The organism is Actinomadura craniellae, assembly GCF_003289645.1.
GTDB classification, from domain to species: Bacteria; Actinomycetota; Actinomycetes; order Streptosporangiales; family Streptosporangiaceae; genus Actinomadura_D; species Actinomadura_D craniellae.
Genome location: NZ_QLYX01000007.1, coordinates 189,009 through 201,502 on the forward strand (window position 1 = coordinate 189,009; position 12,494 = coordinate 201,502).

11 protein-coding genes are annotated in these 12,494 nt (G+C 71.7%); 6 read left to right on the plus strand and 5 right to left on the minus strand.

The window, feature by feature from the left end:
- Nucleotides 1-19 precede the first annotated feature (19 nt).
- From DPM19_RS17070 to DPM19_RS17080, 3 genes are read left to right on the plus strand one after another with little or no spacing between them, the layout of a single operon-like run.
- Complete coding sequence (locus tag DPM19_RS17070) at nucleotides 20-1,333, plus strand: ABC transporter substrate-binding protein (RefSeq protein WP_233510223.1); 1,314 nt, start codon at nucleotides 20-22, stop codon at nucleotides 1,331-1,333.
- Nucleotides 1,334-1,360: 27 nt separating this feature from the next.
- On the plus strand, nucleotides 1,361-2,737 hold the full coding sequence (locus tag DPM19_RS17075) for a carbohydrate ABC transporter permease (protein ID WP_111868838.1): 1,377 nt from the start codon (nucleotides 1,361-1,363) through the stop codon (nucleotides 2,735-2,737).
- A 4-nt stretch (nucleotides 2,738-2,741) separates the two neighbouring features.
- Nucleotides 2,742-3,644, plus strand: a complete 903-nt coding sequence (locus tag DPM19_RS17080; RefSeq protein WP_111868841.1) for a carbohydrate ABC transporter permease — start codon at nucleotides 2,742-2,744, stop codon at nucleotides 3,642-3,644.
- 106 nt (nucleotides 3,645-3,750) lie between these two features.
- On the opposite strand, the gene DPM19_RS17085 is transcribed toward DPM19_RS17080, so the two are convergent.
- Nucleotides 3,751-5,007, minus strand: coding sequence for an ABC transporter ATP-binding protein (locus DPM19_RS17085; protein ID WP_111868844.1), 1,257 nt, complete (start codon nucleotides 5,005-5,007; stop codon nucleotides 3,751-3,753).
- 183 nt (nucleotides 5,008-5,190) lie between these two features.
- Here DPM19_RS17085 and DPM19_RS17090 point away from each other — a divergent pair, with 183 nt between their 5' ends.
- Together DPM19_RS17090 and DPM19_RS17095 are read left to right on the plus strand one after the other, a co-directional pair.
- The gene (locus DPM19_RS17090; RefSeq protein WP_233510224.1) at nucleotides 5,191-6,270 is read left to right on the plus strand and encodes a LacI family DNA-binding transcriptional regulator; all 1,080 of its coding nucleotides are present in this window, start codon (nucleotides 5,191-5,193) and stop codon (nucleotides 6,268-6,270) included.
- A gap of 19 nt (nucleotides 6,271-6,289) precedes the next feature.
- A complete protein-coding gene (locus tag DPM19_RS17095; RefSeq protein ID WP_111868846.1) occupies nucleotides 6,290-6,721 on the plus strand; it encodes an Lrp/AsnC family transcriptional regulator in 432 nt (143 codons plus the stop codon).
- A gap of 10 nt (nucleotides 6,722-6,731) precedes the next feature.
- Here the strand turns inward: DPM19_RS17095 and DPM19_RS17100 are convergent, their stop codons facing one another.
- The 4 genes from DPM19_RS17100 to DPM19_RS17115 all read right to left on the minus strand — a co-directional run bounded on the left by DPM19_RS17100 (nucleotide 6,732) and on the right by DPM19_RS17115 (nucleotide 11,221).
- The gene (locus tag DPM19_RS17100) at nucleotides 6,732-7,262 is read right to left on the minus strand and encodes a DUF1707 and FHA domain-containing protein (protein WP_325050252.1); all 531 of its coding nucleotides are present in this window, start codon (nucleotides 7,260-7,262) and stop codon (nucleotides 6,732-6,734) included.
- A 121-nt stretch (nucleotides 7,263-7,383) separates the two neighbouring features.
- Nucleotides 7,384-8,592 carry an acyl-CoA dehydrogenase family protein gene (locus DPM19_RS17105; RefSeq protein ID WP_111869088.1) on the minus strand — a complete coding sequence of 403 codons (1,209 nt, stop codon included), beginning with the start codon at nucleotides 8,590-8,592 and terminating at the stop codon, nucleotides 7,384-7,386.
- A 96-nt stretch (nucleotides 8,593-8,688) separates the two neighbouring features.
- Entirely contained in the window at nucleotides 8,689-9,765 is a 1,077-nt protein-coding gene (locus DPM19_RS17110) for a DUF3616 domain-containing protein (protein WP_111868852.1), read from the minus strand.
- A gap of 100 nt (nucleotides 9,766-9,865) precedes the next feature.
- Nucleotides 9,866-11,221: a KamA family radical SAM protein gene (locus DPM19_RS17115; RefSeq protein WP_199485136.1), complete on the minus strand. Its 1,356-nt coding sequence runs from the start codon at nucleotides 11,219-11,221 to the stop codon at nucleotides 9,866-9,868.
- Between the two features lie 132 nt (nucleotides 11,222-11,353).
- Here DPM19_RS17115 and kdd point away from each other — a divergent pair, with 132 nt between their 5' ends.
- Nucleotides 11,354-12,457, plus strand: a complete 1,104-nt coding sequence (gene kdd / locus DPM19_RS17120; protein ID WP_233510225.1) for an L-erythro-3,5-diaminohexanoate dehydrogenase — start codon at nucleotides 11,354-11,356, stop codon at nucleotides 12,455-12,457.
- The last annotated feature ends 37 nt before the right edge of the window (nucleotides 12,458-12,494 follow it).

Below are 12,494 nucleotides of genomic sequence, written 5' to 3' on the forward strand. Positions count from 1 at the left end.
AAGGACAGCGATGCGCAGCATGAGACGTCTGCCCCTGCGGGGCACCGCCCTGGTGGCGGGCCTGGCCCTCGCCCTGACCGCCTGCGGCGGTGGCGAGGACGGCGATTCCGACGGCGCCACCGGCACCTCGCTCAAGGGTGTCAAGCTCGAGGTGGCCGCGGTCTGGACCGGCGGCGAGGCGGAGAACTTCAAGAAGGTCCTCGCCGGGTTCACCAAGAAGACCGGCGCCACGGTCACCTACACCCCCACCGGCGACAACGTCGCGGCCTACCTGGGCTCGAAGATCCAGGGCGGCGGCCCGCCGGACGTGGCGATGCTGCCCCAGCAGGGCGTGCTGGTGGAGTTCGCCAAGAAGGGCTGGATCAAGCCGCTCGGCGACGACGTCAAGCAGCTCATGCAGCAGAACTACGCCCAGATCTGGCAGGACCTCGGCTCCTCCGACGGCAAGCTGTACGGGGTCTACTTCAAGGCCGCCAACAAGTCGCTGATGTGGTACCGGCCCCGGGCGTTCGAGGACGCCGGGATCACGCAGCCGCCCACCACCTGGGCCGACCTGGTCAAGACCGCCGGGACCCTGTCGGACTCCGGCGCCACCCCGCTGTCGGTCGCCGGCGGTGACGGCTGGACCCTCACCGACTGGTTCGAGAACGTCTACGCCTCCTCGGCCGGCGGCGAGAAGTACAACCAGCTCGCCAAGCACGAGATCAAGTGGACCGACCCGACGGTCAAGGACGCGCTCCGCCGGCTCGCCGAGCTGTGGAAGCCCAACTACCTCGCCGGCGGCGCCGACGGCTCGCTGCAGGCGGACATGCCCAAGTCGGTCACCGCGGTGTTCGGCCCCGACCCCAAGGCCGCCATGGTCTACGAGGGCGACTTCGTGGCCGGGGTGATCACCGGTGAGACCGAGGCCAAGGTCGGCACCGACGCCAAGGTCTTCCCCTTCCCCGCGGTCGGCGCCAAGCCGCCGGTGGTCGGCGGCGGTGACGCCGCGGTCGTGCTCAAGGAGAACAAGGGCGCGCAGGAACTGGTGAAGTACCTGGCCTCCGCCGAGGCCGCCACCATCTGGGCCAAGCTCGGCGGGTTCACCTCGCCCAACAAGGCCGTCAACCCGGCCTCCTACCCCGACGACATCCAGCGGCAGATCGCCAAGTCCGTGATCGACGCGGGCAACGACTTCCGGTTCGACATGTCCGACCTGGCGCCCGCCGCGTTCGGCGGCACCAAGGGGTCCGGCGAGTGGAAGCGCCTGCAGGACTTCCTGAAGAACCCCGGAGATGTCGACGCCGCGGCCGCCGCGCTGGAAGCGGACGCCGCCAAGGCGTTCAAGAACTAGGCGACCGAGGCCGGAAGGGGCATCTTCATGGCAGAGCGTCCCGAGCTGACGGAGACCGGCACGGCCGGTCCCGCCGGCGCCGGCGCCGCCGAGACCGGGTCCGGCCCGTCCGCCGAGCGCGGACGGGCCGGGGCCGGGCGCTGGCTGCCGTCGGGTTTCCTGGCCCCGGCCCTGGTGCTGCTGGGGCTGTTGGTGGCCTATCCGATCCTCTTCACCATCTGGCGCAGCCTGTTCGACGCCGGCGGCGACACCTTCGTCGGCCTGGACAACTACGTCGCGATGTTCACCGACTCGCAGACGTTCACCGCGCTCAAGAACAACCTGATCTGGGTGCTGGTGGCGCCCGCGCTGGTCACCTCGCTCGGGTTGATCTTCGCGGTGCTGACCGAGCGGGTCCGCTGGGCCACCGCCTTCCGGCTGGTCGTCTTCATGCCGATGGCGATCTCGATGGTCGCGGCCGGCGTCATCTTCACCCTGGTGTACGACCGGGCCCCCGAGCGCGGCCTGCTCAACGCGGTGGTCGTGGGCGTCCACGACGTCTTCGCGGACCCCTCCCCGTTCCCCGGCGCCCGACCCCGCGACACCGGCCCGCTGGCCACCCGGGCCGGGGCGTACGAGACGCGGCAGCAGGCGCGGCCGGGCCAGACGGTGACGCTGCCCCTCGTGGCGATCACCCCGCAGCGGCAGCGTGAGCTGGCCCCGGCGCGGTCCGCCCAGGCCCGCCCGGGCGCCCTGACGGGCACGGTCTGGGCCGACTTCACCCCCGGAGCCCAGGCCAAGGCGAACCAGATCGACCCGACCGAGAAGGGACTCGGCGGGATCACCGTCGAGGCCGTGTCGGGCGGCCGGGTCGCGGCCACCGCCACCACGGCCGCCGACGGCACCTTCACCTTCACCGGGCTGGCGGACGGCGCCTACACCGTGCGGTTGCCCGCCGGCAACTTCGCCCAGCCCTACAACGGGGTGAACTGGCTGGGGCCCAGCCTGGTCACCCCCGCCATCATCGCCTCCTACGTGTGGATGTGGGCCGGGTTCGCCATGGTGCTGATCGGCGCCGGCCTGGCGGCGATCCCGCGCGACGCCCTGGAGGCCGCCCGGGTCGACGGCGCCACCGAGTGGCAGGTGTTCCGGCGGGTGACCATGCCGCTGCTGGCCCCGGTGCTGATGGTGGTGATGGTGACGCTGGTCATCAACGTGCTGAAGATCTTCGACCTCATCTACATCATCGCACCGGGCTCCAGCCAGGAGGAGGCCAACGTGCTCGCCCTCCAGATGTACCTGCGGTCCTTCGTCGGAGAGCGCGGCGACCAGGGCCTGGGTAGCGCGATCGCCGTCGTGCTGCTGCTGCTGGTGCTGCCCGCGATGATGTTCAACATCCGCCGGTTCCGGCGGGAGCAGGGGTGATCCGATGAGTGCCACGGCCACAGAACCCGCCGGGCCGCGGGCGGCCGGCGCGCCGCGCCGGAGCCTGGCGTCCCGGATCGTCAACCGGGCCGGCGGCGGCGCCGTCCAGATCGTGCTGGTGCTGATCGCGCTGCTCTGGCTGGTGCCCGTCGTCGGCCTGTTCCTCGCCTCGCTGCGCAGCGGCGCCGACAACGCCGGCAGCGGCTGGTGGACGGTGCTCACCAAGCCGACCGAACTGACCGTGCAGGCCTACGGCGACATGCTGAGCGACTCCACCATGGTCGACTCGTTCGTCAACACGGTACTGATCACGGTGCCCGCCACGGTGCTGGTCGTGGTCGTCGCGGCGCTGGCGGCCTACGCCTTCGCCTGGATGGAGTTCCCCGGCCGCGACTGGCTGTTCCTGGTGGTGGTGGGGCTGCTGGTGGTGCCCGTCCAGGTCGGGCTCATCCCGGTCGCCACCATGTACGGGAAGGTCGGCCTCTACGGCACCATCCCGGGCGTGGTGCTGTTCCACGTCGCCTACGGGCTGCCGTTCGCGATCTTCCTGTTGCGCAACTACTTCGCGGGCATCCCCCGGGACCTGCTGGAGGCGGCCCGGATGGACGGCGGCACCGAGTGGACGATCTTCCGGCGGGTGATCTTCCCGCTGGGCGGTCCGGCCATCGCCTCGCTGGCGATCTTCCAGTTCCTGTGGGTCTGGAACGACCTGCTGATCGCGCTGATCTTCGCCGACAGCGGGTCGCAGCCGATCACCATGGCGATCCAGCAGCAGACCCGCCAGTTCGGCTCCAACATCGACGTCATCGCGCCGGGTTCGTTCCTGTCGATGATCGTTCCGCTCGTGGTGTTCTTCGCCTTCCAGCGCCACTTCGTCCAGGGAGTGCTCGCCGGCTCGGTGAAGTGACGGCCCGGAACAACGGCGGCCCGGGCGGTGTCCACCGCCCGGGCCGTGTTTGTGCCGCCTTCGCCTCGTTCGGTCGCGTGCGGACCGTTCGGCTCCCTCCCTCGGCTCAGGCGGGGACCTTGGTTGCCGGGGCCGGGTCGGTGGAACCCGCGGCGGGGGCGTCGGGGTGGCCGATGGCCAGGCCGGTGGTGGGGTCGAAGAAGTGCAGGGCGTGGGCGTCGACGGCCAGGTCGATGGGCTGCCCGGGGCGGACGTCGGAGCGGGCGTTGACCCGGGCCGTCCACAGGGTCCGGTGGTCGGACAGCGGTAGGGCGGCGACGTCCTCCTCGTCCCCGGCCTCCTGGGCCAGGGCGGCGGTGTCGTGGTGCTCGACCGGCGGGGCGTCGATACCGAAGATCACATTGATCTCGCTGCCGAGCTCCTCGATGACGTTCGCGGTGGCGCCGAGCACCGGCCAGTCGGGCTTGGCGTGCGCGGCGTCCTCGAAGTCCGACGGCCGGATCCCCAGGACGACCTCGCCGCCGAGCCGGTCCTCGAGCCCGGGGCGGGCGGTGAACAGCGCGTCGGGGACCGGCAGCTCGTAACCGGCGAAGGTCACCCGCGCGCCGCCGTCGCCGCGGTCGAGCCCGGCGGTGACGAAGTTCATCGACGGCGAGCCGATGAACCCGGCCACGAACAGGTTCACCGGGTGGTCGAACAGCCGCTGCGGGGTGTCGACCTGCTGCAACCGGCCGTCGCGCAGCACGCAGACCCGGTCGCCCAGCGTCATCGCCTCGACCTGGTCGTGGGTGACGTACACGGTGGTGACGCGGAGCCGGTCGTGCAACTGGTTGAGCGAGGAGCGCATCGACACCCGCAGCTTGGCGTCGAGGTTGGACAGCGGCTCGTCCATCAGGAACGCCTGCGGCTCGCGCACGATCGCCCGGCCCATCGCCACCCGCTGCCGCTGCCCGCCGGACAGGGCGGCCGGCTTGCGCCGCAGGTACGGTTCCAGGCCGAGCATCCGGGCCGCCTCGCGCACCCGCTCCCGGATTTCGCCCTTGGCGGTGCCGCGCAGCCGCAGGCCGAAGGACAGGTTCTGCTCGACTGTCATGTGCGGGTAGAGCGCGTAGTTCTGGAAGACCATGGCGATGTCGCGGTCCTTGGGCGCCAGGTCGTTGACCACCCGGTCGCCGATGGAGATGGTGCCGGCGCTGATCTCCTCCAGGCCGGCGATCATCCGCAGCGCGGTCGACTTGCCGCAGCCGGACGGGCCGACCAGCACCATGAACTCGCCTTCCCGGATCTCCAGATTCAGCCCGTCCACGGCCTTGACCCCGCCGGTGTACACCTTGTCGACGTCCCGCAGCGTGATTCCGGCCATTGCACCCTCCGATGAATACGTTTCCAACAAGGTCTCCCACCCGCAGGGGCGGTGTCAAGGCCAGGGAGATTGATGGCCAAGGAAAAGCCATGCTCAAGCGGGTTCCCGGAGTTGGAGCAAGTCCGGAAACGCGGGTGGTCCGGTAGGTTTGGAAACGATTCCAATCGCGATCTGCGTGGGAGGATGGCCGGGGACGAGGGGGTGGAGATGGCGCCGGACCGCCGCGCGGCCACCATCAAGGACGTCGCCGCCGCCGCGGGCGTCGGGGTTGCCACGGTGTCGCGGGTGCTGTCGGGAACGGGCTCGGTCAGCCCGGCCACCCGGGAACGGGTGCAGGCGGCCGCCCGGGAACTCGACTACCGGCCCAGCGCGCTGGGCCGCGGCCTGAAACTGCGGCGGACCGGCAGCCTGGGGCTGGTGTTGCCCGACGTCACCGACCCGTTCTGCGCGGAGTTCACCGCCGGCGTGCTGGACTGCGCCCGCACGCTTGGCGAGCACGTGATCGTGGACGTCTCCCACGATGACCCGGCCCGGGAGGCCGAGATCGTGGAGCGGTTCGCCGGGCAGCGCGTCGACGGGATCATTGCGGTCCCGTCCGGGGACGCCGCCGGCTGGCGGGCCGCCTCCGCCGTCGGGCTGCCGGTGGTCTTCGCCGGCCGGGTCCTGGACGACCTGCCGGCGGTGCCCGCGGTGCTGTGCGACGACCGGGCCGGGGTGCGCGCCGCGGTGGACTACCTGGTCGGCCTGGGTCACCGGCGCCCGGCCTTCCTGGGCGGGCCCGCGCCGGGCACCGCCGTGGAGGTGCGGGAACGGGCCTTCCGCGACACCGTGGCCGAGTTGGGGGCGGTGCTCGACGAGGACCTGGTGGTGCGGGCCCGGTCGGGCCGCGACAGCGCGTACGCCGCCGCGGCGGGCCTGTTCCAGCGCCGCCCCGACGTCACCGCGGTGCTGGCGGCCGGGCACGTGCCGGGGGAGGCCGCGGTGCTCGTGGCCCGGGAGTTCGACCTGCGCGTACCGGCCGACGTGTCGATCGTGATGGTCGACGACGTGCCCTGGGCCGAGCTGTGCGACCCGCCGCTGACCGTGGTGTCCCGGCCCGCCCGGGAGCTGGGCTACCGGGCGTGCGAGGTGCTGCGCCGGCGGCCCGCGACGGTGGGCCGGACCCCGCCGGTGGTGCTGCCCGCGGAGTTGGTGGTGCGGGGCAGCTGTTCCCCACCGACCGGTATGCCCGGTGCGCCCCCACGGTCGTCCCGAGCACGCTAGGTTTTGCTCCGTGGAGGAGATGGATCGCCAGATCATCGTGCTGTTGTCCCGTGACGGCCGGATGAGCTTCACCGACCTGGCGAAGGAAACGGGGCTGTCGGTGTCGGCGGTGCACCAGCGGGTGCGGCGGCTGCAGAAGCGTGGTGTGGTGCGCGGGTTCGCCGCCCAACTGGACGCCGAGGAGATCGGCCTGCCGTTGACCGCGTTCGTGTCGATCAAACCGATCGACCCGGCCGCTCCCGACGACGCCCCCGAACGGCTGGCCCATCTCGAGGAGATCGAGGCGTGTCACTCGGTGGCGGGGGAGGAGAGCTACATCCTCAAGGTGCGGGTGAGCTCGCCGGGCGAGCTCGAGGAATTGCTGCAGAAGATCCGCGCCGCGGCCAACGTGGCGACCCGTACCACCGTGGTGCTCAGCACTCCCTACGAGGGGCGCCCGCCCCGGCTGTGAGCCTGTGGGCTCAGCCGCGCAGGTCCGGTGCGGCGGCGATGAACCGGGTGTTGCCGAAGCCGATCTCGTCGCCGGGGCGGACCCGGGCGGGCCCGGTCAGCCGCCAGCCGTTGATCCGGGTGCCGTTCATGGACCCCAGGTCGGAGACCATCCAGCCGCCCTCGTCGCTCTGGTAGATCTCGGCGTGGAACCGGGAGACGGTCGGGTCGGTGAGGATGAAGTGGCAGCCGGGCGCCCGCCCGACCACGATCTTCTTCGGTTCGGGCGGTGGCAGCGCGAACCGCGGCAGCCGGGGGGCCCGCCACGCCGATTCCAGCCGGGCGGTCATCGACGACAGCGAGGTGACCAGGCCGGTGAGCCGGTTGACGACCCGGTTGCCCGAGGGCAGGTCGTGCACGATGTCGGCCAGTTCGGCGTTGCTGCGGGCGCGCAGCACCTGGTCGACCCGGCGCTCGAAGGTCTCGTGGGACATGCGTCCCTCGGCGACGCGATCGCTGAGCTCCCGGAGCACTTTGTCGCGTTCGGTGTCGGACGCTCTCACCGGGGGAAAAGGCTGACCGTCCATGTCGTGAGTATTCAGTTCCCGTTCGCCGCTGTCCAGCGTGGAGGAGCCGGGCGCCCCTCGGGGGGTGAGACGCCCGGCATTCCCGGAAAGTTCGGGTTCAGCGCGCCAGCAGATCGCGGGCGATGTGGGTGACCTGGATCTCGTCGGTGCCGGCGTAGATCTGGAAGGACTTGGCGTCGCGGGCCAGCTGCTCCACCCGGTACTCGGACATGTAACCGTTGCCGCCGAACAGTTGCACGGCCTCCTGGGCGACCTCGGCGGCGGCCTGGGCGGCGTACAGCTTCATCGCGGACGCCTCGGCGAGGGTGGGGGTGCGGCCGGCCCGCTGCATCTCGATGTGCCGGAAGACCAGGTTCTGCACGTTCAGCCGGGCGACCTCCATCTTGGCGAGCTTGAGCTGGATCAGCTGGTAGTCGCCGATCGGGCGGTCCCACAGCACCCGGGTCCTGGCGTAGTCGACCGACAGCCGCAGGCATTCCTCGATGACGCCCAGCGCCATCGCGACGACGCCCGCCCGCTCGGTGACGAAGTTCTGCCGGGCCGACTCGCGGCCGCCGCCGGAGCCGCCGGCCAGTAGCCGGTCGGCGCCGGCCCGCACGTCGCTGAGGAACAGCTCGCCGGTGGGGGAGGAGTGCAGGCCCATCTTGCGCAGCGGCCGGCTCTGCTCCAGGCCGGGCATGCCACGGTCGAGGACGAAGGTGAGGATCTCGCGGTCGCGCGGGTCCCGGCCGTCGTCGAGCTTGCAGTAGAACACGATCACGTCCGCGTACGGGCCGTTGGTGATGAAGGTCTTGGAGCCGTTGATGACGTAGTCGTCCCCGACCTTTTTGGCGGTGGCCTGCATGCCGCCGAAGGCGTCGCTGCCGGAGTTCGGTTCGGTGATGGCCCAGGCGCCGACCTTCTCCAGGGTGAGCAGGTCCAGCGCCCAGCGCTCCTTCTGCTCGGGGGTGCCGCGCTTCATGATCGTGCCGCCGGCCAGGCCGAGGCTGACGCCCATCGCGGTGACCAGGCCGGGGGAGACCTTGCACAGCTCGATGATGGGCAGCATGGTCATGGCGGGGTTGCCGCCGCCGGTCCGCTCACCGGCCGCCGCGTCGCTCTCGCCGGCCCGCTCTCTGGCGAGCCGGGTGGTGAAGGACGAGCGGGCCATCTCGTCCATGCCGAAGGTGGAGTAGAGCTTGCGGATCAGGTCGTAGGGGGGCATCTCGCCCGCGTCGAGCGCGTCGAGGTGGGGGCGGACCTCAGCGTCGATCCAGTCGCGGACGGCGTCCCGGATCATCAGCTCTTCGTCGGACCACTCGATCATCGGCATCTCACCTTCGGCTCGGTCGGAGACTCATCCAAGCAGAAGGCGAAAGCAAGCGCTTACCCGAGGTTGTGTTTGATCTACAATGTAAAGGCGTCAGCCGGTGCAGCACACCACATCGGCCAGCACCCCACCCCCGGCAGTGCACCGATCAGCGGCGGGGCTGTCGTAGACGACCATCACCCGCAGGTCCGCGCCGGAGCCCTCGTCGAGCACCGCGATGCCCTCGGCGTGGTCCTCGCCGTCGCCGTGCGGCAGTTCGCCGAGCACCTGCAGCTCGTCGCGGTGCACCACGTCGGCGGCGCCGACCGTGCAGGCGCCCTTCCAGCGCAGCACGCGGACGGGACCGCTGAGCGACATGCTCGGCCCGGCCAGGACGAGCAGGTCGTCGCCGTGCGGGCACAGGTCGCGGATGCCCAGGCCGCGCAGGTCCAGGAAATGGGTGCGGTAGCGCTCCCCGCCGTCGATGCGCCGCAGCCGCAGCCGGTGCGGGTCGTCGGGGTCGGTCTCGGGGTGGATCTCGATGAGGACGGCCCAGCCGCGCAGCACCGGGCCGCGCAGCCCGATGTAGAGCCGCTCGCCGTGCGCGGCGATGCCCTCGATGTCCACCCCGTTGTCCTTGCCGGGCAGCGCCAGGAACGGGGCGAGGTGGGGGTCGTCGGCGAGCAGGTCGGTGAGGGAGTCGCCGCGCCCGCCCAGCACCGCGGCGGTGCGCTCGCCGTCCGCGGCGACGATCTCGGGCGGCCCGTCGGAGCCGGCGGCCAGGGGCAGCCTGGCGAGGATGAAGCGGTTCTCCTCGCGCAGCACGGTGGCCAGCCGCCGGCGCGCCTTGGCGTTGGAGTGGCCGGGCTTGATGCGGCGGCGCTTGAGGCTGTGCGAGCCGACCGCCCACAGCCAGCCGTCGTGCCGGGCCAGTCCCTCGATGTCGGCCTCCTCGTCGCGGCCGGCGGGCAGGTCGACGTAGTCGGCGAGCGCGAAGGTGCGCTGGTCGCCGTAGCCGGTGACGCGGCCTTCCTCGTCGGTGGCGGCGGTCAGCCGTTCGACCGTGGCGGTCTCGTCGCCGGCCACCCAGAGGCAGTCTCCGTCGCGGCGTACGGCCGACAGGTTGGTATGCGTCTCGGCGGCACGGCTGTCATGGCCGAAACTCAGCTCGACCTGTCGCTCTACGAACATGCGGGCATAATCCCATATGCCCCCCAGGTCAGCCCGGCTTGTCCGGTCGGGCGGTGCTCGCCGCCGCTTCCACCTCGCTCGGTCGCTACGCGTCCCTCGCTCAGGCGGCGGCGCGGGCGCGCCACCAGTCGCGGCCCGCGGCGGGCAGGGTGTGGATCGGGTCGTAGTAGGCGTACCGGCGGGTGAGGGCGTCCTCGTCGTCGGTCTCCAGGCCGGTGCGGTAGTTCTTGGTCCAGTAGGAGATCCCGCGCTCGCGGTCGTAGTCGGCGGGCTGGTGCACCCAGCGCTTGCCGACGTAGGGGACGTCGCACACCAGTCGCGGGGTGGCGAAGCCGGGCAGGTAGCCCATGATGGCGTGCTGCAGGTCCTGGGCCTCCCACAGCGGCAGCCGCCAGTGCTCGCTGGCGGGGATCATGTCGCACAGGTAGAGGTAGTAGGGCATGATCTGGGCCTCGTCGAGCAGGGCGAAGCACAGGTCGAGCAGGTCGGCGGGGTCGTCGTTGACCCCGCGCAGCAGGACGCCCTGGTTGCGGACGTCGCGGACACCGGCCTCCAGCATCGCGGTGGCGGCGCGGGCAACCAGGGGCGTCACCGACCGGGCGGTGTTGACGTGGGTGTGCACGGCGAGCTGTGCGCCGCGGGCGCGGGCCTTGCGGGCCAGGCGTTCCATGCCCGCCCGCACCTCGTCCTGCAGCCAGTGCTGGGGCAGGCCCATCAGTGCCTTGGAGGCCAGCCGGATGTCGCGGACGCTGTCGATGTCGAGCAGGCGGTCCACGAAGGACTCCAGCCGGGGCCAGGGCAGGTTGGCGACGTCGCCGCCGGAGACGACGACGTCGCGGACGCCGGGGGTGCGGCGCAGGTAGTCGAGCATGGCCTCGTGCCGATCGGTCGGCTTCAGCCCGAAGCGGTGTTTGGCCACCGCGGGCGTGGAGGTGCCGACCAGGTCCATGCGGGTGCAGTGCCCGCAGTACTGCGGGCAGGTGGGCAGCAGTTCGGCCAGGACTTTGGTCGGGTAGCGGTGGGTCAGCCCCTCCACGGCCCACATCTCGGCTTCGTGCAGGGAGTCGCGGGCGGCGTACGGGTGTGAGGGCCAGTCGGTGCGCCGGTCGGAGTGGATCGGGATCATGTAGCGGCGGACCGGGTCGGCGCGGAACGCCTCGCCGCCGGAGGTGTCCATCGTGTTGAGCATCTGCGGGGTGACCAGCATGGACATGGTGGCTGTGGTGGTCTGGTCGCGTTCCAGGTCGGCGTAGAACGTTTCGTCGACGAGGTCGCCGAGCACCGCGCGCAGCTGGCGGATGTTCTTGACGCAGTGCGCGCGCTGCCACTGTGCGGACTCCCAGTCGGCGGTGGTGACGTCGCGCCAGCCGGGCAGCCGCTGCCAGTCGGGTTCGGCGAGCGGGCGCCGGCGGTAGGTATAGGGCTGCCGGGCCGGGCCGGTCATCTCGCCGGTCATTTCGGGGATCGCAGGAACCTCAGGAAGCATGGCACTGACCACCCCTCACACGATCGACTACAGAATGACTCTTGCATAGAACGAAGTGAACAGGAAGACTTCCGTTATAACTTTGATCGTTGAGGATATTTTATGGCCAACCTCGTGGGTGGGAAACGAGTGGACGAGCCCCGCGACGGCGCGCGGGCCGCCGGCGGAACGGGCTCGCCGGTCGGGCTGCACCGGGTGTTGTCCCCTGCCGGCGTGCTGCCACAGGCGGCCGACCGGCTCGACACCGACCCCCGGCCGTGGCCCGACGAGGTGCTGATCCGGATCGAGCGCCTCAACCTGGACGCGGCGTCCTACCGCCAGTTGCACACCGAGCACGGCGGCGATCCGGCGGCGATCCGCGCGGCGGTGCTGGAGATCGTCCGGACCCGGGGGAAGATGCACAACCCGGTCACCGGTTCGGGCGGCATGCTCGTGGGGACCGTCGCGGCGGCGGGTCCCCGCTCCCCGCTGGGGCTGCGGCCCGGCGACCGGGTCGCGACCCTGGTCTCCCTCACCCTGACCCCGCTGGAGATCACCGACGGCCTGGCCCGCTGGGACGGCCGCGGCGAGCAGGTCCCGGCCGACGGCCACGCCATCCTGTTCGCCCGCTCGGTGGCCGCGGTGCTCCCGCCCGACCTGCCGGTGCCGCTGGCCCTGGCGGCGCTCGACGTGTGCGGCGCCCCGGCCCTCACCCGCCGGGTCGTCGGCGGGTACCGCGACCCGGTGGTGGCGGTGCTGGGCGCGGCCGGCAAGAGCGGGTCCCTGGCCCTGGCCTCGGCCCGCCGGGCGGGCGCCCGCCGGCTGCTCGGCGTGGTGCCCGACGCGGCCGAGGCCGCCCGGCTGGAGCGCTCCGGGCTGGCCGACGCCGTCGTGCGGGCCGACGCCCGCGACCCGGTCGCGGTCTCCGCGGCCGTGGCGGACGCGGGCGGCCCGGCGGACGTGACCGTGGTGTGCGTGGACGTCCCCGGGTGCGAGCACGGGGCGATCCTGGCCACCGCGCCCGGCGGCACGGTGGTCTTCTTCTCGATGGCGACGTCGTTCCCGGCCGCCGCGCTGGGCGCCGAGGGGCTGGCCGCGGACGTCACGATGCTGATCGGCAACGGGTACGTGCCCGGCCATGCGGAGATGGCGCTGGACCTGCTGCGTTCCGAGCCGGGAGTTCGTGATCTGTTCGCCGCCCGGCTGGAAGGCGATCCGGGACAATGAGCCCGGACCCCGCCGACCGGACGATCACCGAGGAGAG